Origin of the sequence: Azospirillum oleiclasticum (genome assembly GCF_013423485.1) — a bacterium.
In the GTDB taxonomy this organism is placed as follows: domain Bacteria; phylum Pseudomonadota; class Alphaproteobacteria; order Azospirillales; family Azospirillaceae; genus Azospirillum; species Azospirillum oleiclasticum.
On sequence record NZ_JABFFR010000019.1, the window covers coordinates 15586 to 37940 of the forward strand.

Here is a 22355-nt window from a genome sequence, read left to right on the forward strand (position 1 = left end):
GCCGACAGGACGCTGCCCATCTTGCGGGAAATTCCGCCCACCCTGTGGCCGGGCCTCGCCGGCCTCGCAGCACTGGCCGCGCTCTTCGCCAGCTACGCCGCCTTCACCGCGCTGGGGGCCGCCGCGGGCGGGCGCCGCCGCTTCGCGCCCGCCGACCCGGTGGTGGGCTGGGGTCTGGGCGGCGGGCTGCTGACGCTGTGGGGCGTGCTCCTGCCGGGCGGCCTGACGCTGCCGGGCCTGGCGCTGATGGGGGCCGGGGTGGTGGCGCTGGCCTGGGTGCCGCTGACCGGCGGCAGCCTCGCCGCACCCGGCCGCTGGCGGGTGCCGGTGCTGCTGCTGCCGCTGTTCCTCTACATCGCCGGCTCCGGCGTGACGCATTGGGACGATTTCAGCCACTGGTTCGTCAACCACGGCTACCTGCTGCGGTACGACGGCTTCCCCGCCGCCGGCATGCCGGAATCGACCTCGCACTGGCCGGCCTACCCCTACGGCCTGTCGCTGTGGGACTGGCTGGTGTCCAGGCTGGCCGGGCATTACGTCGAGGTGGCCGGGGCGCTGGTCAACGTGGTGCTGCTGGCCGCCGCGGCCGGCTTCCTCATCGACGCGATCCTGCGCGGCAACCCGGATCTCCGGGCCTCCACCCGGTCCGGGCGTTGGGCGCTGGCCGCCGCCGGGGCGCTTCTGGTCATCCCGTTGAACCCCGCCTTCCACCGCAGCACGATGGTGAGCGGCGTCGCCGACAGCGCCACCGCCGTGGCACTGGCCGCCACCGGGCTGCTGGTCTGGCGGATGCTGGAGAGCCTGCGTGACGGTGACGGCGACAGGGCCGACGCCGTCGCGCTCGCGCGGCAGGCGGGGTTCGCCGCGGCGGCGCTGGTCAACCTGAAGCAGGTGAACCTCGTGCTGCTGGCGCTGCTGATCGGGGCGGCGCTGCTGCTGGCGCTGCGCGACCCGCGGCTGCGCGCCGCGGACCTGCTGCGCCGCCTGCCCTGGCTGCTGGGGCCGGCGGCGGTGGTCTATCTCGTCTGGCGCTGGTTCGTGGTGAACAATCTGCCGGGGCAGGAGTTCGCCTTCCTGCCCATGGAACGCTGGCGCATCCACCTGATCCCCGACATCCTGCACGGCATGTGGCGTTTCGCCATCGCGGAGTCGCTGCACTGCTACCTGATGCTGCTGGCGGTGGCACTGCTGGGGCTGCGCGGGCTGTGGCGCTGCCGCACGCCTTTCGACCGGCTGGCGCTGCTGTCCGGGGCCGTCGCCGCCGGCTACATCGCCTTCCTGTTCTTCACCTATCTGGCCGCCGGCTTCTCGGACGCGGAGGCGGTGCGCGGCGCCTCCTTCTGGCGCTACACGATCCAGGTGTCGCTGTTCGCCTGGGTCGCCGCGGTGCACGGGCTGGCCCTGCTGACCGCCGGTCGGCTCCGCCCGCTGTCGCCCGGTCCGTGGCGCGTTGCGGCGGCCGCGGCGCTGGCGCTGCTCGTGCCGGCGCTGACGGTGGCGATGCCGACCCAGCTCGTGCGCACCCGCGATGTGGACATCCGGACGCTCGGCCGCACCCTGTCCGAAACGCTGCCGGAGGGGGCGCGCGTCGCCGTGATCGAGGACGGGATGAGCGGCCTGCACACGGTGATCCTGCGCTACGAGCTGTGGCGCGCCGGACGCGACGACCGCGGGCTGCGCGTCGCCTTCCGCGGCGAGGTTCTGGACAAGCGCGACACCGCGGCCATCGCCCCGCGGCTGGCCGCCGACCCGACGATCACCCATGTGCTCATCCTCGACGCCACCCCGGCGCAGGCGGAGGCCTTCGGCGTACCGCCGGCCGCAGGACACCGGCTGCTGGAGCACAGCGACGGCGGCTGGCGGCCGGTCGCGATTGCCCCCTAGGATTGAGGGCGCCCACGCTCTACAGTGCACACCATCGTGTGCGATCGGAGCGTACGCCCCATGGCTGCGGCCAAACCCAGGAAACGCGCGCCCAAGGATCTGGCGGAGGCGCCCCTGCCCGGGCTGGAGGCGTTGGAGCCCGCCGCGGCGTCCTCCCGCGGCGAGGAATCGCCGCACGCCGGGCACCGCCGCCGGCTCCAGCAACGGCTGCTGGAGGGCGGGCCGGGCGCCCTGCAGGATTACGAGCTGCTGGAGCTGGTGCTGTGCAACGGCATCCTGCGGCGCGACGTGAAGCCGCTGGCCAAGGAGCTGCTGGCCACCTTCGGCGGCCTCTGGCAGGTCTTCAACGCGCCAACGGAAAAGCTGCGCCGGGTCAAGGTCGGCGCGGTCTCCATGGATTCCGACTTCGCCGTCGCCTCACTGCGCGTGGTCGCCGCCGCCGCCACCCGCGCCATGAAGGCGGAGGTGATGAAGAAGCCGGTGCTGTCGAGCTGGAACGCCCTCATCGACTATCTGACCGTCGCCATGGCGCACGAGCCGGTGGAGCAGTTCCGCCTGCTGTTCCTGGACCGCAAGAACGCGCTGATCGCCGACGAGGTGCAGCAGCGCGGCACCATCGACCACACCCCCGTCTACCCGCGGGAAGTGGTCAAGCGCGCGCTGGAGCTGGGCGCCTCGGCGCTGATTCTGGTGCACAACCACCCCAGCGGCGACCCGACCCCCAGCCGCGCCGACATCGACATGACCAAGGAGATCGGCCGCGCCGCCCAGGCGGTGGGCGTGATCCTCCACGACCACATCATCGTCGGCAAGGGCAAGCATTCCAGCTTCAAGGGTATGGGGTTGCTGTAGCGGGCCCTTTTTGGTGAGCGCGTTCGTGGTTGTGGAACCGGTACGAGTTACCCCATCATGCCGATCCCAACCCGAATTGGCGGCAGAATGGCGATCCCCGATTTCCAGACCCTGATGCTCCCCGTGCTGCGCCTGACGGCGGAGGGGGAGATCCGCACCTCCGACTGCGTGGAGCGGCTGGCCGATGCCGTCGGGCTGACGGCGGAGGAGCGCACGCATCTGCTGCCGTCCGGGCGGCAGACGACCTTCGCCAACCGCATCCATTGGGCCATCGCCTATCTGGGCAAGGCCGGACTGGTGGAGCGGACGCGGCGCGCCCACTATCGCGCCAGCCCGCGCGGGCGGGAGGTGCTGGCCGCCCCGCCGGAGCGCATCGACATTCGCTTCCTGTCCCGCTTCCCCGAGTTCCAGCGCTTCCGCGACGCCGAGGCCGAGGCCGCCAGGGAGGCCGGCACCCCGGCCCCGACCGCGAGCCTGTCGGTGGAGGCCGTCCTGACCCCCGACGAGGTGATGCGCAACGCCCACCGCCAGCTCGAGGCGGCGCTGGCCGACGATTTGCTCCAGCGCATCCGTGCGGCGCGGCCCGCCTTCTTCGAGCGGGTGGTGGTGCGGCTGCTGATCGCCATGGGCTATGGCGGGTCGGTCGCCGACATCGACCGGGCGCTGGTGGGCGGCAGCGGCGATGGGGGCGTGGACGGGGTGATCGACCAGGACCCGCTGGGGCTGGATCGCATCTATGTCCAGGCCAAGCGCTACGCCGAGGGCAACAGCGTCGGGTCCGGTGCCATCCGCGACTTCTTCGGCAGCCTGGACCGCTACAAGGCCAGCAAGGGCCTGTTCGTCACCACCTCGGCCTTCACCCAGTCGGCGCGGGAGACGGCCGAGATGCTGAGCAAGCGCCTCGTCCTCATCGACGGCACCCAGCTCGCCCACCTGCTGATCCGCCACGGCGTCGGCTGCCGGGTCGAGGAGACACTGCACATCAAGACGCTGGACGAGGAGTTCTTCGACGCGTAGACGCCCTTGCGCGACGCGCGGGGCGCGCGTATAACACCGCGCTCTAACGGACGGCGAGGCCGGGGTACACCCGGGGCATGCCCACCCGTCCGTGGTTCGACACCCCGACAGAGGATCGAAAATGCCCAAGCTCAAGACGAAGAGCGGCGCCAAGAAGCGTTTCAAGGTGACCGCATCCGGCAAGGTTCGCGCGCAGGCCGCCTTCAAGCGCCACTGCCTGGAGCACAAGAGCCCGAACATGAAGCGGAACGCCCGCGGCATGACGACGCTCTGTGATGCGGACGCCCGCATCATCCTGAAGAACTGGCTGCGCAACGCCTGAGACCGGAGGTTTAATCCATGGCACGTGTCAAGCGGGGCGTCACCACCCACGCCCGTCATCGCAAGATCCTCAAGCTCGCCAAGGGCTACCGCAGCCGCGGCTCGACGAACTACCGGATCGCCCTGGAGAAGGTCGAGAAGGCGCTTCGCTACGCCTACCGCGACCGCCGCAACAAGAAGCGCGATTTCCGCGGTCTGTGGATCCAGCGCATCAACGCCGGCGTGCGCCAGCACGGGCTGACCTACTCCAAGTTCATCAACGGCGTGAAGCTGGCCGGGATCGAGATCGACCGCAAGGTGCTGGCCGACCTCGCGGCCCGCGAGCCCGACGCGTTCAAGGCCCTGGTCGACAAGGCCCAGGCCGCTCTCACCGCGAAGGCCGCCTGATCCGCGTTCCGCGGGTCATCGACGCCGGACATCGAGAAGGGAGCCGCGCGCTGGGCGCCGGCTCCCTTTTTTCGTTCTACGAGGATGCCATGCTGGACGCGCTGAAGACCGAGCTGCTGACCCAGGTGACCGCCGCCGCCGACCTCGAGGCGCTGGAGGAGCTGCGGGTCGCGGCTCTCGGCAAGAAGGGCCGCATCACCGGCCTGATGAAGGAGCTGGGCGGCCTGTCCCCCGACGAGCGCCGCGAGCGCGGGGCGGCGCTGAACCGCCTGAAGGACGAGATCGCGGCGGCGCTGGACGGCCGCAAGGCCGAGCTGGCCAAGGCCCATCTCGCCCGCCGGCTGGAGGCGGAGCGCCTGGACGTGACGCTCCCCGTCCGCCCGGAGACGGAGGGGCGCATCCACCCGATCAGCCAGACCATCGACGAGCTGACCGCCATCTTCGCCGAGATGGGCTTCACCGTGGCGGAAGGTCCCGACATCGAGGACGACTTCCACAACTTCACGGCCCTGAACTTCCCGCCCGGCCATCCGGCGCGCGACATGCACGACACCTTCTATCTGCCGGACGCCGGCGAGAAGAAGATGCTGCTGCGCACCCACACCAGCCCGGTGCAGGTGCGCACCATGCTGTCCGCCAAGCCGCCGATCCGCATCATCGCACCGGGGCGCACCTACCGCTCCGACTACGACATGACGCACACGCCCATGTTCCATCAGGTGGAAGGGCTGGTGATCGACGAGGCGACCAACATGGGGCATCTGAAGGGCTGCCTCGTGGAGTTCTGCCGCGCCTTCTTCGACGTGGACGACCTGCCGCTGCGCTTCCGCCCCAGCTTCTTCCCCTTCACCGAGCCTTCGGCGGAGGTGGACATCGGCTGTTCCCGCAAGGGCGGCGAGCTGAAGCTCGGCAATTACGGCGACTGGCTGGAGATCCTCGGCTGCGGCATGGTGCACCCCAACGTGCTGGAAGCCTGCGGCGTGGATTCCACCCGGTACCAGGGCTTCGCCTTCGGCATGGGGATCGAGCGCATCGCCATGCTGAAATACGGCATCCCCGACCTCCGCACCTTCTTCGAGGCCGACCTGCGCTGGCTGAAGCATTACGGCTTCGTTCCGCTCGACGTGCCCAGCCTGGCGCGGGGGCTGGTGGGGTAGGTCCGGTGCCGACCATCGCCGAATTCGACGGAATCCGGGTGCTCATGTATTATCGCGATCATGAGCCCCCGCATTTCCATGTGGAATACGGCGATCGGGAAGCGCTGGTCCGCATCGCCGATCTGGCGGTGATCGAGGGGGACGTCCCATCGCGGATCCTCCGACGCGCCATCGATTGGGCGAGGGATCGGCAGGGTGCGCTGGCGCTGAACTGGGTCAAATGCCGCAGCCATGTGGCTCCGGATCGTCTGTGAGGGTGCCATGCCGGGATTGCTGAAGAACAGGATCGAAAGCGCCATCGCCTCTCCCGCCGATCGCACGGTGACGCTGCGCTGGGCCGGTGGCGCGGAAACGCGGTTCGATATGGCTCCGGTCATCGCCGCCGGGGGGGTGTTCGCCACGCTGGAGGATCCGGCGGTCTTCGCCGCCGTCCGCGTGGGTCCGCGCGGACGCTCACTGGTGTGGCCCGGCGATCTCGACCTGGACGCCGACGCCCTCTGGTTCGACGCCCACCCGGACGATAACCCGCTCACCCGCCCCGCCGCCGCCGAATAGCGCACGCATGAGAGTTATCGGGCTGAACCTGGGCCAGGACGGCCGCAGCTCATGATCGCCAAGAGGAAACGACGATGAAGTTCACGCTGTCCTGGCTGAAGGACCATCTGGAGACCGACGCCACCCTCGACGTGATCGTCGAGCGCCTGACCATGCTCGGGCTGGAGGTGGAGGGGGTGGAGGACCGGGCGAAGGAGCTGGCGGCCTTCCGCATCGCCCATGTCGTCTCGGCGGAAAAGCACCCCAACGCCGACAAGCTGCGCGTCTGCATGGTGGATGTGGGCGACGGCAAGGATCCGGTGCAGGTGGTCTGCGGCGCGCCCAACGCCCGCACCGGCCTGCGCGGCGTCTTCGCCCCGCCGGGCACCCATGTGCCGGGCACCGGGGTCGACCTGAAGGTCGGCACCATCCGCGGGGTGGAGTCCCGGGGCATGCTGTGCTCGGAACGCGAGTTGAAGCTGTCCGACGAGCACAACGGCATCATCGAGCTGCCCGACCACGCGCCGGTCGGCGCCTCCTACGCGGACTGGCTGGGCCTGAACGACCCGGTCATCGACATCAGCCTGACGCCCGACCGCGCCGATTGCGCCGGCGTGCGCGGCATCGCCCGCGACCTCGCCGCCGCCGGGCTCGGCACCCTGAAGCCGTTGGCCGCCGATCCCGTGCCGGGCGGCTTCCCCAGCCCGATCGGCGTGACCATCGAGGCGCCGGACGCCTGCCGCATGTTCGTCGGCCGCACCATCCGCGGCGTGCGCAACGGGCCGAGCCCCAGGTGGCTGCAGGACCGGCTGCTGGCGATCGGGCTGCGCCCGATCTCCGCGCTGGTAGACATCACCAACCTGCTGACCTTCGACAACGCCCGGCCGCTGCACGTCTTCGACGCCGACAAGGTGCGCGGCGGCATCGTCGCCCGCTTCGCGCGCGAGGGCGAGACGCTGAAGGCGCTGAACGGCAAGGACTACACGCTCGACCCCGCGGTGCTGGTGATCGCCGATCACGAGCGGGCGGAAAGCATCGCCGGCATCGTCGGCGGGGAGGCGACCGGCTGCACCGAAGGGACGGTCAACGTCTTCCTGGAAGCGGCGCTGCTCGACCCGACGCTGATCGCCCGCACCGGCCGCCGGCTCGGCATCGAGAGCGACGCCCGCTACCGCAACGAGCGCGGCATCGACCCGGCCGCGGTGATCGAGGGTGCCGAGCGCGCCACCCGCCTGATCCTGGATCTCTGCGGCGGCGAGGCGTCGGAACTGGTGGTGGCCGGGGCGGAACCGGACTGGCGGCGCAGCCTGACCCTGCGGCTCGACCGCTGCGCCACGCTGGGCGGCGTGCCGGTGCCGGCCGAGGAGCAGGAGCGCATCCTGACGGCGCTGGGCTGCACCCTGGCCCCGCAGGAGCATGGCACCCTGTCGGTGGTTCCGCCCTCCTGGCGCGCCGACATCCATGGGGAGGCGGACCTGGTGGAGGAGGTGCTGCGGGTGAAGGGCTTCGACGCCATCCCCGCCACCCCCCTGCCCCGCCTGACCGCCATGACCAAGCCCGCCCTGACCCTGAAGCAGCGCCGCACCGGCACCGCCAAGCGGTTGCTGGCGGCGCGCGGCATGAGCGAGGCGGTGACCTGGTCCTTCCTCGCCCCCGGCGTCGCCGAGGCGTTCGGCGGTGGCGGCGAGGCTCTGCGCCTCGTCAACCCGATCAGCGCCGACCTGACGGTGATGCGCCCGTCGGTCCTGCCCAACCTGATCCAGGCCGCGGGGCGCAACGCCGACCGCGGTTACCCCGACGTGGCTCTGTTCGAGGTCGGCCCCGCCTTCCGCGACCCGTCGCCCACCGGGCAGGATCAAGTTGCCGCTGGCGTGCGCGCCGGCCGCGCCGTGCCGCGCCACTGGGCGGAGAAGACGCGGGCCGTGGATGTCTACGACGCCAAGGCCGACGCGCTGGGGCTTCTGGAGGCGTTGGGAGCCCCCACGGCCAACCTTCAGGTCAGCACCGACGCCCCGGCCTGGTACCACCCCGGCCGGTCCGGCTGCCTGCGGCTCGGACCGACGGTGATGGGGCGCTTCGGCGAGATCCACCCGGCGATCCTGGAGACGCTGAAGGTGGAGGGACCGATGGTCGCCTTCGAGCTGTTCGTGGACGCGGTGCCGCTGCCCAAGAAGAAGGGCGGCACGGCGCGCCCGCTGCTCCAACTCTCTCCCTTCCAGCCGATCGAGCGCGACTTCGCGTTCCTGGTCGATGCGGGGATCGAGGTGGACCGGCTGGTACGGGCGGCCAAAGGCGCCGACAAGGTGCTGGTGAAGGATATCCGCGTGTTTGATGTGTACACGGGCGATCGGGTGGAGGCGGGCCGGAAGAGCGTGGCGATCTCGGTCACCATTCAGCCGACCGATCGTACGCTTACGGAAGACGATATCGACTCTCTTGGTCAGCGTCTGATCGCCGCTGTTGCAAAGGCTACGGGCGCAACATTGCGCTCCTGAACTCGGCCAAAAAAGGTGCCGGCGAATCCTATCGCCGGCACCTTGAGCCTTGCCGCGCTATAACCACAGAACAGAATACGATCATATGAGCTTCAGGCGAATTGAGGCGAAGAACGTATTCGGCTAAACCCTAAGTGCAGCGCGGGAAAGGGAATCAAAGACATTTCATTATTGAAATCTGCCAAAGTCAAAGCTCAGGTTGGCCGTCGAATTGTGAAGCATGCGACGAAATGTCGCAGATCTCTTCAGACTTAAGCCCGGCGGATGCGGCAACCGCTTCGTTTTCAGCCACGTCTCTAGGAGCGGTGATGGGACACGTGCAAAGCTTCACGGTACCGCGCGCCGAAACGGGAAGCCGCGGAACGGTTTCGGCCATGGCAACGGCCGGCAACGAGGGGCAGCCGATGCCGGATCGAAAGGATCCTGTTCCCTCCCAGGCCGCGTCCCCGCTGGTCGTCGTGGTCGATGACGACGCATCGATCGTGGAAGGGCTGTCGATCCTCCTGGAAAGCTGGGGGTTCAGCGTCCTGCGCTCCCTGACGCTGGAGGAGCTGGCCAAGCGCCTTCCCGGTGCCACGAGCCAAGCGGGGCTGGTGATCGCCGACCATTTCCTGCCGGCGGGCGGCACCGGCCTGCAGGCGGTGGAGATGGTGCGGCGCCACGCCGGGACGGAGGTGCCGGCCATCATCCTGACCGGCGACACCGCCCCGGACCGGCGGAGCGAGGCGGAGGCCATGCACTGCCGCCTGCTGCACAAGCCGGTGCAGGTCGGGCCGCTGCGCGACGCGGTGGAATCGCTGATCCGGCGGTGACCGGGGCCTATTCCGCCAGCCGGGCCAGGATCCCCTCGGCGGCCCGGACTCCCGTGGCGAAGCAGCCCTGAAGCAGATAGCCGCCGGTCGGCGCTTCCCAGTCCAGCATCTCCCCCGCCACAAACATGCCGGGCAACCGCCTCAGCATCAGCCTGTCGTCCAACTCCGCGAAGCGGACACCCCCGGCCGACGAAATGGCCCGGTCGATCGGCGCGCTTGCGGTGAGCGGCAGATCAAGCGCCTTGATGCTGCGCGCAAGCCGGACAGGATCGCGGAAAACCTCAGGCCCCGTCCCTTCACGCAGCAGGGCCATCGCCACATCCGGAAGGCGCAGGGTCTTGCGCAGCGCGTTGGTCATGGAATCCGCCGCCCGCCGCTTGCGAAGCCGGTCGAGCACCGCCTCCTCCGTCAGGTCGGGTTTGAGATCCAGGGTCAGGCTGGCGTGCCCGTCCCGCTCCAGCGCGTCTCGCAGGGCGGTGCTGAGGACGTAGACGGCGCTGCCCTCGATGCCGCTGCGGGTGATCACGAACTCCCCCTTCAATCGGCGTTCGTTGAAGGAGAGAACGACACTCTTCACGGGGTGGCCGGCAAAGCGTTCGGCGAAGACGTCGCTCCAACCGACCGCGAATCCCATGTTGCTCGGGCGGAAGGGCGCCAGTTCGACGCCGCGCGCGGCCAGGATGCCGGTCCAGGCACCATCGGATCCGGTGCGCGGCCAGCTCGCCCCGCCGAGCGCCAGCAGCGTCGCCCGCGGCCGGACGGTGAGCGCGCTTCCATCCGGCCGCTCGAAGAGCAGCGCACCGTCAGCGTCCCAGCCGGTCCAGCGGTGGCGCGGGCGCAGCACCACCCCCAACCCCTCCAGCCGCCGCAACCACGCCCGCACCAGCACCGACGCCTTCATGGTGACGGGAAACACCCGCCCGCTGCTGCCGACGAAGGTCTCCACCCCCAGCCCATGCACCCAGGCCCGCAGATCGTCCGGGGAGAAGCCCGCAAGGCAGTCGCGGAAGAAGCCGGCGTGCTCGCCGTAACGCCCGGCGAAGATGTCCGGCGGCTCGGCGTGGGTGATGTTCAGCCCGCTCTTGCCCGCCAGCAGGAACTTGCGCGCCGGCCCCGGCATCCGGTCGAACACATGGACGGAGTGGCCGGCCGCGGCCACCCGCTCCGCCGCGATCAGCCCGGCGGGCCCGGCGCCGACGACGGCGAGGTCGGGGATGGCGGTCATGGGGCGGGATCGCCCGTCCAGTCCTCGCACCGCACCCCATCGACCCGCCGGAATTCGCGGAGGTTGCCGGTGACGACAATGAGGCCACGGCTGCGGGCATGCCCCGCGATCATCAGGTCGTACGCGCCGATCACGGATCCGCGCCGCTCCAGCTCGGCGCGGATGTCGGCGAAGTGACCGGCGGCGTCGGCCCCGAAGGCCAGCACCTCCAGCCGGGCCGCGAAATCCTCCACCTCCCGGCGCACGGCAAGCGGTCGGTTCGAGCGTGCCGCGCCATGCAACAGTTCACCCAGCGTGACGACGGAGATGCAGAGCCCGTCGGCTTCCGCGTTGAATCGTGCCCGAATACCCGCCGGCCGGTCGCGCAGCACGCGGATGCAGAGGTCGGTGTCCAGCATGTAGCGCAACACGTCAGAGACCCTCGCGCTCCTGCGCGCCGGGCTGGTCCCGATCCGGAAAGTCCGCAACACCCGGACGGTCGAAGAAATCGTCCCACAGGCTGTCGGCCGGCACGATCACCCGCCGCTTTCCGTCGCGCAGGATGGCCACGTCACGCACTCCCTCGGGAAAGGCCACGTCACGCGGCAGACGCACGGCCTGCGAGCGGTTGGACTGGAACAGCGCGGTGCGGGTGGGCATGGTGAGGGCTCCGGGTGGGATATCCCAGTTGTATATCCCTACCGGCGCCTGGTCAAGGCGCGTCCACTCATCGCCGCAACGAAAAAAGGGCGCCCCCTCTCGGAGGCGCCCCTTTCCTGAAGAGCTGTGCGTCGTGGTGCGACGTACTTTAGAAGTCCATGTCGCCCATGCCGCCCATGCCGCCGCCCGGCATCGCCGGCGGGGCCTTCTTCTCGGGCTTCTCGGCGACCATCGCCTCGGTGGTGATCAGCAGGCCGGCGATCGAGGCGGCGTCCTGCAGGGCGGTGCGGACCACCTTCACCGGGTCGATGATGCCGGCCTTCACCATGTCGGTGAACTCACCGGCCTGGGCGTCGTAGCCGTAGGTCGGGTCGTTCGCGTCGAGCAGCTTGCCCACCACGATCGAGCCGTCGGTGCCGGCGTTGTAGGCGATCTGACGGACCGGCGCCTGCAGGGCGCGGCGGACGATCTCGATGCCGACGCGCTGCTCGTCGTTGATCGGCTTCAGGCCGGCCAGAGCCTTCGACGCGAAGAGCAGGGCCGAGCCGCCGCCGGCGACGATGCCCTCTTCCACCGCGGCGCGGGTGGCGTGCATCGCGTCGTCAACGCGGTCCTTGCGCTCCTTCACCTCGACCTCGGTCGCACCGCCGACGCGGATGACGGCCACGCCGCCGGCCAGCTTCGCCAGACGCTCCTGGAGCTTCTCGCGGTCGTAGTCCGAGGTGGTCTCCTCGATCTGCGCCTTGATCTGGGTGATGCGGGCCTGGATGTCCTCACCCGTGCCGGCGCCGTCGACGATCGTGGTGTTCTCCTTGGAGATCACGACCTTCTTGGCGGTGCCCAGCATGTCGATGGTGACGTTCTCGAGCTTGATGCCGAGGTCTTCGCTGATCACCTGACCGCCGGTCAGGATCGCCATGTCCTCCAGCATCGCCTTGCGACGATCACCGAAGCCCGGGGCCTTCACCGCCGCGACCTTCAGGCCGCCCCGCAGCTTGTTGACGACCAGCGTCGCCAGCGCCTCGCCCTCGACGTCCTCGGCCACGATCAGCAGCGGGCGCGAGGACTGCACGACGGCCTCGAGGACCGGCAGCAGGGCCTGCAGACCCGACAGCTTCTTCTCGTGCAGCAGGATGAACGGGCTCTCGAGGTCCGCGATCATCTTGTCGGCGTTGGTGATGAAGTACGGGCTGAGGTAGCCGCGGTCGAACTGCATGCCCTCGACGACGTCCAGCTCGGTCTCGAGGCTCTTCGCCTCTTCCACCGTGATGACGCCCTCGTTGCCGACCTTCTCCATCGCCTGGGCGATCATCTTGCCGATCTCGACCTCGCCGTTGGCCGAGATGGTGCCGACCTGGGCGATCTCGTCGTTGGTCGTGACCTTCTTGGCGCGGCTGCGGATGTCGGCCACGACGGTCTCGACCGCGACGTCGATGCCGCGCTTCAGGTCCATCGGGTTCATGCCGGCGGCCACCGACTTCACGCCCTCGCGGACGATGGCCTGGGCCAGCACGGTCGCGGTGGTGGTGCCGTCACCGGCCAGGTCGTTCGTCTTCGACGCGACCTCGCGCACCATCTGCGCGCCCATGTTCTCGAACTTGTCGGAAAGCTCGATCTCCTTGGCGACGGTGACGCCGTCCTTGGTGATGCGCGGCGCGCCGAACGACTTCTCGATGACGACGTTGCGGCCCTTCGGACCCAGCGTGACCTTCACCGCGTCGGCGAGGATGTCGACGCCGCGCAGCATCTTCTCGCGCGCCGTCGCGCCGAACTTCACTTCCTTGGCAGCCATGGAACGATACCCCTGTGTCTTGATTGGCGTTCAGGAAAAGAGAGAGAGGTCGTCAGCCTTCGATGACGCCCATGATGTCGGATTCCTTCATGATCAGGAAATCCTCACCCTCGATCTTCACCTCGGTGCCCGACCACTTGCCGAACAGAACGCGGTCGCCGGCCTTCACGTCCAGAGCGACCAGCTTGCCGCTCTCGTCGCGGGCACCCGGACCCACGGCGATGATCTGGCCCTCCTGGGGCTTCTCCTTCGCCGTGTCGGGGATGATGATCCCGCCCTTGGTCTTGGTGTCGGACTCCAGACGCTTGACGACGACGCGGTCGTGCAGCGGACGGAACTTCATGGTGCTTGCCTCCTCAGCGATAAGGCTTATTAAACAATGCCCGGTGGGAGCGGCTTGTTAGCACTCACCCCCGGTGAGTGCCAGCTAGCTAATGCATGCCGGTTCCGGAATCAAGGGGGGAGACGGGGCGGATGCGACATTTCGTGGCAGCACTCGTCGGAACCTGCTGCTAAGCTCTTGAAAAGGAACAAAAATCCGTTGCGGAGCGTATCCACGTCGCGGCACACTGACCACAAACGGTCACGACACCGACGCGAGGACTCGATCACCGGCTTCCACCGCAATGGAGAGCACGCATGGCCTCACTGGATCTCCAGCTTCGCGACTACCGCCTGACCACGGCGGAAATCCTCTATCACCTGCCGGACCATCCGGCGCTGCTGCAGAGCTTCCTGTGGCAGGACATGGATCTGGCCCCGCAATACCCGGTCCTCCGCAAGTTCCTCGACTATTGGGAGCGGAACCTGGACGGCAAGCTGCATTCGGTGAAGCTGGCGACCCAGCCACTCATCACCCCCGTCGAACTGCGCGTCGCGGCGGCGGAGTTCCGCTGGAACTGAGCGGGGCGGCGCACCTCCGTCCATGCTATGCTCCCTTCCGTGTCAGCCGGAAGGGAGCTGGGGCATGGATCGGGCACGCAAGGCCGGCCTTCGCATGACGCTCGACGAGTTCCTGCTGTGGGACAGTGGCGACGACCGCCGCTATGAGTTGATCGCCGGCGAGGTCGTGATGATGGCTCCGGCGACGGAGCCGCACGGCACATTGGTGATGAACCTCGGCGCGTCGCTGCGCCCCACATTGTCGAAACGGCCACCCTGCCGCGTCGTCGCGGAGGGCGCGATCACCCGCCCCGGTGCCCGCGACCGCTGCTACCACGCGGACGTGGTGGTGACCTGCACGCCGCCGGCCCGCGGGCGGATCCTCATCGAACAGCCCCTGTTGATCGCGGAGGTGCTGTCGCCGAGCACCGAATCCACCGACCGCCGGATCAAGGTCCCGGATTACCGTTCGATTTCCAGCCTCCGGGAAATCCTGCTCATCGATCAGGGTCGCGCCTTCGTCGAACTGCTCCGCCGGCTTGACGGCGACCGCTGGCTGACGATCCTCGCCATCGGGATCGACGCCAAGGTGATGCTGGAGAGCCTCGACCTGGAACTGCGCCTTGCCGACCTCTACCGCGACGTGGAGATCGAAACAGACGAGGACGCGGAAAGCGACTGATCGGAGCCCCGGTCAGTTCAACAGGACAGCCTTCGGCAGCAGGGCCAGCAGCGTCGGCATCTCGTCGAGCACCAGCAGCAGCGATTCCTCGGTCAAGGCCTCCCAGCCCAGCAGCATGGCGCCGAAGTGGCCGATGGGGGCCTTGGCCGGTGCGGCCAGGGCCGCCCCCAGATGCCGGGCGATCGCCCGGATCCGCGCCTCCAGCCGGGCCGACGCCGCGTCGACGCGGCCGGCCGTCAGGTCCACCGCCAGGGCGTGAAGCTCCGCGTCGGCCGCGGGAAGCGCTGCGGCCGGTTCCGGCGCGGCGATGCGGATCGCCAGGATCTTCGCCGCAACCAGCCGGTAAGCGTCGCCCAGGAAGGGGTTGCCGCAACACGCGAACAACGCCGCGTGCAGGTCCGCCTCCGCGCAGGCGAAGGCCGCCGCGTCCATGGCGTCGCGTGCCGCCGCCAGCCGTTCCCGCACCCCGCGCAGAGCCGTCGCGGCGCCGTGCGGGTCGTTGACGGCCGTCGCGCGCAGCGCCGCCACCGCCAGCGTCGCCCAATGGGCGCAGATCGGCTCGATCTCGTCGGGTGAGGGCTGGAAGACGAAGGTGCCGCGGTGCGGCGCGATGGTGACCAGACCCTCCGCCTTCAACAGCGCAAGGGCCTCGCGCACCGGGGTCTTGCTGACCCGCAGCGTGTCGGCCAGCGACGCCTCGGTCAGCGCGGCACCGGGGGCCAGTGTCCCATCGACGATCATCCCGCGCAACCGCTCGGCCACCGCGTCGGTCAGGCTGGGCGCGCGCTCCAGAGGGCGCAGGCTCGCCGGCGCGGGCGACCGCCGTGCCGCCCCGTCCCCCGCGCGCAACGGCACGGGAAGCCCACGACTCCCGGTCATCCCCATGCGCCGAAACCTTCCGCAAAGATGTTCCCAACACCGATCATAGGACCAACGACGCATCCCTTCAATGGGCCGTGGCCAAAGTGGCATTTGGTGCGTGGTGCGTAATATATTGCATACCAGCGGTCAGCGTGATAAATCGTTGGGCATCATCGCGGCCGTGCCGCCGTGCGGCGACCGGGCACCGGCGCCGCGAACAGCACGCACCGACCGTCCACCGAAACCCACCGGCCGCCATACGGCCGAAGAACGAAGACCGGCGCCGCCGCCGGTCCGGGAAGGAGACTGCCATGACCATGCAAGGCGAATTCGCCATGGCACTGGTGCAGATCATCTGGATCAACATCCTGTTGAGCGGGGACAACGCGGTGGTGATCGCGCTGGCGTGCCGCTCCCTGCCGCCGCACCAGCAGAAGCTGGGCATCATCCTGGGCACCGCACCCGCGGTGGTGCTGCGCATCGTTTTCACCGTCTTCATCGTCTATCTGCTCCAGGTGCCGCTGCTGAAGCTGATCGGCGGGCTTCTCCTGCTGTGGATCGCCTACAAGCTGCTGGTGCCGGACGACGAGGAGCACGCGGTGGCGGGGGGCAACTCGTTGATGGAGGCGATCAAGACCATCGTCATCGCCGACGCGGTGATGAGCCTGGACAACGTCATCGCCATCGCCGCCGCGGCCAAGGGCGACCTGATCCTGCTGGTGCTGGGGCTGAGCATCAGCATCCCGCTGATCGTCTTCGGCAGCACCATCGTGCTGAAGCTGATCGAACGCTTCCCCATGCTGGTGACGGTTGGCGCCGCTCTGCTCGGCTTCATCGCCGGCGAGGTGATCGTGTCCGACCCGCTGCTGCACGACTGGCTGTCGCACAGCCACCCGACGCTGTACATGGCCGCTCCCTATTTCGGCGCGGTGGGCGTGGTGTCGGTGGGGCTGCTGGCGATCCGGGCCATGCGGGTGGCCGACGGCGTCGTGGCGCGGGCCGAAGCGGTCACGGCGGAGCCGGAGCCGGCGCTGGAAGTGGCCTATTCCGCCGAGGAAGCGCGCTGACCGGCAGCGGGGCGGGTGCACAACCGGCACCCGCCCCGTCCGCGACGGCTTCCCTTTGACGGCGGCGACCGGAGGCACCATGTTGCAGCGATAAAACATCCCTGTGCAAATGGTCGCCGCCTTGACCTCCCTCGCCTACGCCGCGGACCTGCCGGCCCGCCCCTCCGTCCGCCCGATCGCCCACTGGCTGCTGTTCTGTGCCGGCATGGTGTTCGCCATGGCGGTGATCGGCGCCATCACGCGCCTGACCGAATCCGGCCTGTCCATGGTCGAATGGAAGCCGCTGATCGGCGTGCTGCCGCCGATGACCGCGGCGGAGTGGGACCGGGTGTTCGCGCTCTACCGCGAGACTCCGGAATACCGGATCATGAACAGCGGGATGAGCCTGGAGGCGTTCAAGACCATCTTCTTCTGGGAATGGTTCCACCGCCTGTGGGGCCATCTGATCGGCGCGGCCTTCCTGTTCCCCTTCCTGTGGTTCTGGGTGCGTGGGCAGATTCCGCGCACGCTGATGCCCAGGCTGGTGGGCCTGTTCCTGCTGGGCGGGCTGCAGGGCGTGATCGGCTGGTTCATGGTGCTGAGCGGGCTGGCCGACGCGCCGGACGTCAGCCATTACCGGCTGGCGCTGCATCTCGGCACCGCGCTGGTCATTTATGCCCTGCTGGTGGCGGTGGCGCTCGGCCTGCTCGACCCGGCGCCGTTGGCGGGCTGGCGGCCGGAGGCGGCGCGGCTGCGGCGCCATACGGGCTGGGCGCTGGGGATGGTGGCGGTCACCGTGGTGTGGGGCGCCTTCGTGGCCGGGATCAACGCCGGTTTCGCCTACAACAGCTTCCCGCTGATGAACGGGCACTGGATCCCGCCGGAGATCGCCACCCTCGCACCCTGGTGGCTGAATCCGTTCGAGAACACCGCCGCGGTGCAGTTCATCCACCGCGTGCTCGCGGTCGGCACCGGCATCGTCGTGCTGGCGCTGTGGGCGCGGGTGCGCGCCGCGCGGCTGCCCGGCAACGCCGCGGCGATCGCCGACGGCCTGGCCGCGGCGATCCTCGTGCAGATCGCGCTCGGCATCACCACGCTGCTGACGGTGGTGTGGATCCCGGTGGCGGCGGCGCACCAGGCGGGGGCGCTGGTGGTGATCACCATGCTGGTCTGGCTGCGCCACACGCTGAAACCCGTGGGGCAAGGTGCGGAGCGGGCGGGCGGCATGCAAAGTCGGTAACCCTGCCGCTCCGATGACGTTTGTGTTGCAACGCAGCAGAGTCCTTGCCGCACCGCCCCGCTGGGTCTAAACTGTTGGGAAACATAACCCCAGCGAGGACTGACCCAGCATGACCACGGAAGAGATCCTGACCGCCGGCGCCATGGCGCTGTACCGGGCGGAGAACCAGTACCGGGTCGAGGAGTTCGCCAAGGGCAGCGATCCGCAGGCCGCGATCGCCGCCGATTTCGAGCAGTACCGCAGCCGCTACACCCGCAAGTTCGCCGACTTTCGGGCGTCGCTGGCCGCCATGGGCCTGACCGTCACCAAGGCGGCGTGAGCGGTCGTTTCAGACACCGGGCCGCCGCCGCGCGGCCCGGCGTTCCTCCAGCCGGGCCAGCACGGCCCGACGTCCGTCGGGATCCAGCCCACCCCACGCCTTGATCTCGTCCAGCGTCCTCAGACAGCCGAGGCAGATGTCGGTGCGGGGATCGAGCGTGCAGAGCCGCACGCAGGGGCTGGGAACATAATCGTCGACGACGGGCATCTTGCGGCATCCGGACGGACGGCCGATGCGCCGCCCGCGGACACCATAGTCAAAGCCGAGCCCCCGAAGCCAGATGGTCGAAGCCAGCCCGGCCGTCAGTCCGAGATGTTCGGCGGATCGGGATCGTCGTCCCAGCCTTCCTTCGGCAGCGGGTAGCGCTCCAGCCACGTCTTGATGATCGCGACGTGACCGGCCTCCTCCTCCGCGAAGTCGCGGGCGAGGCGGGCGACCTCCGGGTCCTTGGTCTCCGCGGCGACGGAGGCGTAGTAGCGGTTGCCCTGCACCTCACCGATCAGCGCCAGCTTCAGCGCGTGGTGCGCCTGCATCAGATAGTGGGTGTTCTCCCAGGCCGCGGCCTCCGGCGACTCGTTGTTGCCGTCCCACTGGAACTCCCACGGGGCGACCTTGGGGATCGCGCCGTGCGTCCGCGCGATCTCCTTCACCTCCGCCGCGTGCTTGCGCGAATAGCCGCCCAGCTCGCGGAAGAGCTTCGCCACGTCCGGGTTGTTGTGGGCCTCCATGCTGTCGGCCAGCTCGTCGTAGCGCTCGGCCGCCTCGTTCTCCAGCTCCAGCGCGTGGGCGAGGAACAGGCCGACGTTGGTGGCGCCGCTGAGAATGGTCGTCTTCATACGGCAAAGCCCTCCTCGATCTGCTGGATGGTCTTGACCGCCGTGCCGGCCGGCGCGAAGGGGCGGCGGTTGCCGGCCAGGAAGATGCCGAGCCCGAAACCGTCATCCTCCAGCACTGCGCGCATCGCCTCGTTCGGGTCGTCGGTCGGCTGGCGGCCATAGGGGTGCACGGTGCTCTTCCAGCCCCGCTGCTCCGGCCGGAAGGTCACGCAGGGGCTGAGCACGTGGATGACCGAGAAGCCGGGGTGCCGCACCCCCTCCACGATCAGCCGCGCCACCTCGTTCGGGTCGCCGGAGAAGCCGCGGGCCACGAAATTGGCGCCGCAGGCCAGAGCCAGCGACACCGGCTGGATCGGGTTCACGCCCGGCCCTTCCGGCGTCAGCTTGCTCTCGCACCAGTCGGCCTCGGTGGTGGGGGACGCCTGGCCCTTGGTCATGCCGTAGACCTGGTTGTCCATGACCACATAGGTCATGTCCACGTTGCGCCGGCAGGCGTGCAGGAAGTGGTTGCCGCCGATGGAGAAGCCGTCGCCGTCGCCGCCGAAGACCAGCACGGTCAGATCCGGCCGCGCCAGCTTCAGCCCGCTGGCCGCCGCCAGCGACCGGCCGTGCACGCCGTGGAAGCCGTAGCAGCTGGTGTAGGCGGGGATGCGCGACGAGCAGCCGATGCCCGACACCACCGCGGTGTTGTGGCGGGCCAGCCCCATGTTCGCCAGCGCGCGGGTGACCGCCGCCAGCACCGAGTAATCGCCGCAGCCGGGGCACCAGATCGGCTTGACGTCGGACTTGTAGTCGCCGGGGGTGAGGGCGGCGACCTCTTCGACCAGATGGGTGTCCATGATTCCCTGCGTCTCCCGGCGGGTCAGAGGATGGAGGCGAGGGCCTGCTGCACGTCGCGGGCGCGGATCGGCAGCGGGCCGGGCTGGCTCAGCACGCTCACCGTGCCGGGCAGGTCGACATGGGCGCGGATGTGCTTGTGGAACTGCGCCCCGTGGGTCTGCTCCACCACCAGCACGCGGGACACGCCCTTCAGCGCCTCCGCGACCAGCTCCGGCTTCACCGGGGACAGCAGGCGCAGCGACACCAGACGGACCTTGTGGCCGGCGGCGGTCAGCCGGGCCACCGCCTCGCGCGCCGGGCCGGTGGCCGAGCCCCAGGTCAGCACCGCCACGTCGCCGTCACCCTCGATGTCGGCCCAATGGATGCCGTAGTCGTGGCCGACCAGCTTGCGCAGCCGCTTGTCGAGCTGCTTGTGGTGGTCGGAGGACTGGCTGGAGGGCAGGCCGCGCTCGGAATGCTCCAGCCCGTCCGCGGTGTGCTCGCCGCCCGGCATGCCGGGGATGGCGGTCGGGGACACGCCGCTGCCGGTCACGGCGTAGCGCTTGAACAGCTCGCCGCTGTCCAGCCCGTCGGCCAGCAGGCGCTGCGCCTTGAAGGGCTGGTCGGCCGGCTTGTCCACCACGGCGCGCGACTGGCCCATGGACTGGTCGGACAGCACGATGCAGGCGGTCTGCAGGGCTTCCGCCAGATGCACCGCCCACTGGGTGGTGAACAGGCAGTCGGCGATGGAGGTCGGGGCGACCACCAGATGCGGCGCGTCGCCGTGCAGGCCGTTGACCGCGATGTTCAGGTCCGACTGCTCGGACTTGGTGGGGATGCCGGTCGAGGGGCCGCCGCGCATCACGTCCACCACCACGACCGGCGTCTCCGACGCCACCGCGAGGCCCAGCGCCTCGGTCATCAGCGACAGGCCGGGGCCGGCGGTGGCGGTGATCGAGGGCACGCCGCCGAAGGAGGCGCCGACGATCATGTTGATGGAGGCCAGCTCGTCCTCCGCCTGTACCAGCAAGCCGCCGGTGCGCGCGAGGTTCGGGGCCAGCCACTCCAGGATCTCGGTGGCCGGGGTGATGGGATAGGCGGCGCAGAACTTCACGCCCGCCTTCAAGGCGCCGAAGCCCGCCGCCTCGTTGCCGGAAATGTTCCAGCGGATGCCGGTGCGCGCCTCGGGGGCGGTCAGCTCCAGACCCAGGCCCCAGCCGGCCACTTCCTTCGCCCCGGCGTCGATGCCGGCGGCGGACGCCTTCACGGCACCCTCGCCCTTCTTGCCCAGCGCCTTGTCGATCACCGCATCGACGCCGGCCCGCGGCAGCCCGACGATGGAGGCGACCGCGCCCAGCCCGACCATGTTGACGCGCCCGCCGGGGATCTTGCCGGCCAGCTCCTTGATCGGCAGCTCGATGATCCGGGCACCGCTGGCCGCCAGAACCGCCGGCACGTCGCCCTGCGAGGGGTCGGTGACGATCACGCTCTCCGCCGTCATCGGCAGCTCGGCCGCGAAGCGTTCGACATTCTGCCAGTCGAAGGCGATGATCAGGTCGAAACGGTCGCCCGGACCTTCCACCGGTTTCGGCGACAGGCGCACCAGCGCCGCCGCCTCGCCCCCGCGGATCTGCGGGCCGGAGGACCGCGACATCAAACCGTACCACCCGACCTGCGCCGCAGCGTCGAGCAGCATCTGCCCCGCCGTCATCACACCGGCGCCGCCGCTGCCCACCAGGGCAATCGTGACCGAATCCACCGCCATCCCAGGCATTCCCTCGCTGAAGCGTCCAAACCGGACACGGGAGCGCCGGGCAGCCCCGGCTTGACCCCGACGCTACCCGCCCCCGCGATGGGACGGCATGATCTGGCGCAAGACGCGACTGCGAGAAGATCGCGAATCGCCGCAGGGCTTGGGTGCCGGTTGTGGTGCTTTGGTGGGAGGGGATGTGCGGGTTGTCAGTGCGACCGGGGATCCAGCGGGCACCGCAGGACAGTTGCCATGTGCCGCCCAAGACACGTGGCGACGTCGATCCGATCGGATGTTGAAAGCGCACCCAGACGTTCCGCGTCGCGGGAGTCGATCACGGCGATCTTCGCGGTTCGGACAACCGACGGAACTGGCAGGCCGGCGGCCTCATGATCGCTCACGGCCACATCGTCAGGCCAGCCACGGTTGTCGGCGCTGGTAATCATCAGCACCCAAATGAGGGAATGATTGGCCTGCACGTCATCGGCGGTCACGACGAGGGCCGGCCGCCGCTGCCGCACCGGCCGGTCGGCGTACGGAAAGGGGACCTTGACGATATCCCACACCTCAAAGGTCGGCATAGGCCGCCCGATCCGCGTCCGAGTCCCACTCCGTGAATGTGTGGAACGGGTCATCGACCGTGCGGTCGGCCACACGGGTGAGAATGACACGGCCATCTTCGATGGCATAGGCGATGTCATCCCCTTCGCGCAGCCCGAGGGCCGCCCGAACCGGCTGGGGAATCGTCGTCTGCGCCTTGCTCGTGAGCCTGCTGGTGATCACGGCCATCTCCAGGTAAGGAACT

The 22355-nt window shown here is 69.3% G+C and carries 27 protein-coding genes; 15 read left to right on the forward strand and 12 right to left on the reverse strand.

The features are described from left to right. Positions 1-21 precede the first annotated feature (21 nt). From HL658_RS18950 to HL658_RS18995, 10 genes are all read left to right on the forward strand, one after another. Complete coding sequence (locus HL658_RS18950) at positions 22-1884, forward strand: hypothetical protein (RefSeq protein WP_180284147.1); 1863 nt, start codon at positions 22-24, stop codon at positions 1882-1884. A 60-nt stretch (positions 1885-1944) separates the two neighbouring features. Then, positions 1945-2736 (forward strand): RadC family protein, encoded by a 792-nt coding sequence (gene radC / locus HL658_RS18955; protein ID WP_180284146.1) that lies wholly within the window; start codon positions 1945-1947, stop codon positions 2734-2736. Positions 2737-2823: 87 nt separating this feature from the next. Continuing rightward, positions 2824-3753, forward strand: coding sequence for a restriction endonuclease (locus HL658_RS18960; RefSeq protein WP_180284145.1), 930 nt, complete (start codon positions 2824-2826; stop codon positions 3751-3753). Between the two features lie 121 nt (positions 3754-3874). Beyond that, positions 3875-4075, forward strand: coding sequence for a 50S ribosomal protein L35 (gene rpmI / locus HL658_RS18965; RefSeq protein ID WP_180284144.1), 201 nt, complete (start codon positions 3875-3877; stop codon positions 4073-4075). Between the two features lie 17 nt (positions 4076-4092). After that, on the forward strand, positions 4093-4461 hold the full coding sequence (rplT, locus tag HL658_RS18970) for a 50S ribosomal protein L20 (protein WP_180284143.1): 369 nt from the start codon (positions 4093-4095) through the stop codon (positions 4459-4461). Between the two features lie 89 nt (positions 4462-4550). Continuing rightward, positions 4551-5618 carry a phenylalanine--tRNA ligase subunit alpha gene (pheS, locus tag HL658_RS18975; RefSeq protein WP_180284142.1) on the forward strand — a complete coding sequence of 356 codons (1068 nt, stop codon included), beginning with the start codon at positions 4551-4553 and terminating at the stop codon, positions 5616-5618. A 5-nt stretch (positions 5619-5623) separates the two neighbouring features. Continuing rightward, on the forward strand, positions 5624-5872 hold the full coding sequence (locus tag HL658_RS18980; RefSeq protein WP_180284141.1) for a DUF4160 domain-containing protein: 249 nt from the start codon (positions 5624-5626) through the stop codon (positions 5870-5872). Between the two features lie 7 nt (positions 5873-5879). Continuing rightward, a complete protein-coding gene (locus HL658_RS18985) occupies positions 5880-6173 on the forward strand; it encodes a DUF2442 domain-containing protein (protein ID WP_180284140.1) in 294 nt (97 codons plus the stop codon). 74 nt (positions 6174-6247) lie between these two features. Further along, a complete protein-coding gene (gene pheT / locus HL658_RS18990) occupies positions 6248-8647 on the forward strand; it encodes a phenylalanine--tRNA ligase subunit beta (RefSeq protein ID WP_180284139.1) in 2400 nt (799 codons plus the stop codon). Positions 8648-9051: 404 nt separating this feature from the next. Beyond that, positions 9052-9459 (forward strand): response regulator, encoded by a 408-nt coding sequence (locus HL658_RS18995; protein ID WP_180284138.1) that lies wholly within the window; start codon positions 9052-9054, stop codon positions 9457-9459. Positions 9460-9466: 7 nt separating this feature from the next. On the opposite strand, the gene HL658_RS19000 is transcribed toward HL658_RS18995, so the two are convergent. The 5 genes from HL658_RS19000 to groES all read right to left on the reverse strand — a co-directional run bounded on the left by HL658_RS19000 (position 9467) and on the right by groES (position 13458). Further along, the gene (locus HL658_RS19000) at positions 9467-10684 is read right to left on the reverse strand and encodes a BaiN/RdsA family NAD(P)/FAD-dependent oxidoreductase (protein ID WP_180284137.1); all 1218 of its coding nucleotides are present in this window, start codon (positions 10682-10684) and stop codon (positions 9467-9469) included. After that, positions 10681-11094 carry a tRNA(fMet)-specific endonuclease VapC gene (vapC, locus tag HL658_RS19005; protein WP_180284136.1) on the reverse strand — a complete coding sequence of 138 codons (414 nt, stop codon included), beginning with the start codon at positions 11092-11094 and terminating at the stop codon, positions 10681-10683. Before vapC ends, HL658_RS19000 begins: the two co-directional genes overlap by 4 nt. Before the next feature lies 1 nt (position 11095). Further along, positions 11096-11323, reverse strand: coding sequence for a type II toxin-antitoxin system VapB family antitoxin (gene vapB, locus HL658_RS19010; protein ID WP_180284135.1), 228 nt, complete (start codon positions 11321-11323; stop codon positions 11096-11098). Positions 11324-11471: 148 nt separating this feature from the next. Next, positions 11472-13115: a chaperonin GroEL gene (gene groL, locus HL658_RS19015; RefSeq protein ID WP_180284134.1), complete on the reverse strand. Its 1644-nt coding sequence runs from the start codon at positions 13113-13115 to the stop codon at positions 11472-11474. Positions 13116-13167: 52 nt separating this feature from the next. Beyond that, positions 13168-13458 carry a co-chaperone GroES gene (gene groES, locus HL658_RS19020; RefSeq protein ID WP_180284133.1) on the reverse strand — a complete coding sequence of 97 codons (291 nt, stop codon included), beginning with the start codon at positions 13456-13458 and terminating at the stop codon, positions 13168-13170. Between the two features lie 296 nt (positions 13459-13754). On the opposite strand from groES, the gene HL658_RS19025 reads away from it, so the two are divergent. Both HL658_RS19025 and HL658_RS19030 read left to right on the forward strand, forming a co-directional pair. Then, positions 13755-14018 carry an usg protein gene (locus tag HL658_RS19025; RefSeq protein WP_180284132.1) on the forward strand — a complete coding sequence of 88 codons (264 nt, stop codon included), beginning with the start codon at positions 13755-13757 and terminating at the stop codon, positions 14016-14018. 64 nt (positions 14019-14082) lie between these two features. Further along, positions 14083-14679, forward strand: a complete 597-nt coding sequence (locus HL658_RS19030; RefSeq protein WP_180284131.1) for a Uma2 family endonuclease — start codon at positions 14083-14085, stop codon at positions 14677-14679. A 12-nt stretch (positions 14680-14691) separates the two neighbouring features. Here HL658_RS19030 and HL658_RS19035 read toward each other — a convergent pair whose 3' ends face one another. Next, a complete protein-coding gene (locus HL658_RS19035; protein ID WP_180284130.1) occupies positions 14692-15558 on the reverse strand; it encodes a GntR family transcriptional regulator in 867 nt (288 codons plus the stop codon). A gap of 293 nt (positions 15559-15851) precedes the next feature. On the opposite strand from HL658_RS19035, the gene HL658_RS19040 reads away from it, so the two are divergent. From HL658_RS19040 to HL658_RS19050, 3 genes are all read left to right on the forward strand, one after another. After that, complete coding sequence (locus tag HL658_RS19040; RefSeq protein WP_180284129.1) at positions 15852-16607, forward strand: TerC family protein; 756 nt, start codon at positions 15852-15854, stop codon at positions 16605-16607. 121 nt (positions 16608-16728) lie between these two features. Then, positions 16729-17826, forward strand: coding sequence for a COX15/CtaA family protein (locus HL658_RS19045; RefSeq protein ID WP_246337715.1), 1098 nt, complete (start codon positions 16729-16731; stop codon positions 17824-17826). Between the two features lie 109 nt (positions 17827-17935). Further along, positions 17936-18145, forward strand: coding sequence for a hypothetical protein (locus HL658_RS19050; protein ID WP_180284127.1), 210 nt, complete (start codon positions 17936-17938; stop codon positions 18143-18145). A gap of 9 nt (positions 18146-18154) precedes the next feature. Here the strand turns inward: HL658_RS19050 and HL658_RS19055 are convergent, their stop codons facing one another. The 6 genes from HL658_RS19055 to HL658_RS19080 all read right to left on the reverse strand — a co-directional run bounded on the left by HL658_RS19055 (position 18155) and on the right by HL658_RS19080 (position 22333). Beyond that, positions 18155-18352 (reverse strand): DUF1289 domain-containing protein, encoded by a 198-nt coding sequence (locus HL658_RS19055; RefSeq protein WP_180284126.1) that lies wholly within the window; start codon positions 18350-18352, stop codon positions 18155-18157. Positions 18353-18447: 95 nt separating this feature from the next. Continuing rightward, complete coding sequence (locus HL658_RS19060; RefSeq protein WP_180284125.1) at positions 18448-18981, reverse strand: ferritin-like domain-containing protein; 534 nt, start codon at positions 18979-18981, stop codon at positions 18448-18450. After that, a complete protein-coding gene (locus tag HL658_RS19065) occupies positions 18978-19820 on the reverse strand; it encodes a 2-oxoacid:ferredoxin oxidoreductase subunit beta (protein ID WP_180284124.1) in 843 nt (280 codons plus the stop codon). Before HL658_RS19065 ends, HL658_RS19060 begins: the two co-directional genes overlap by 4 nt. A 23-nt stretch (positions 19821-19843) precedes the next feature. Beyond that, positions 19844-21565 (reverse strand): 2-oxoacid:acceptor oxidoreductase subunit alpha, encoded by a 1722-nt coding sequence (locus HL658_RS19070; RefSeq protein ID WP_180284123.1) that lies wholly within the window; start codon positions 21563-21565, stop codon positions 19844-19846. Positions 21566-21759: 194 nt separating this feature from the next. After that, positions 21760-22131 (reverse strand): type II toxin-antitoxin system PemK/MazF family toxin, encoded by a 372-nt coding sequence (locus HL658_RS19075; RefSeq protein WP_180284122.1) that lies wholly within the window; start codon positions 22129-22131, stop codon positions 21760-21762. Beyond that, positions 22118-22333 (reverse strand): type II toxin-antitoxin system PrlF family antitoxin, encoded by a 216-nt coding sequence (locus tag HL658_RS19080; protein WP_180284121.1) that lies wholly within the window; start codon positions 22331-22333, stop codon positions 22118-22120. The genes HL658_RS19075 and HL658_RS19080 overlap by 14 nt, the downstream gene beginning before the upstream one ends. Positions 22334-22355 lie beyond the last annotated feature (22 nt).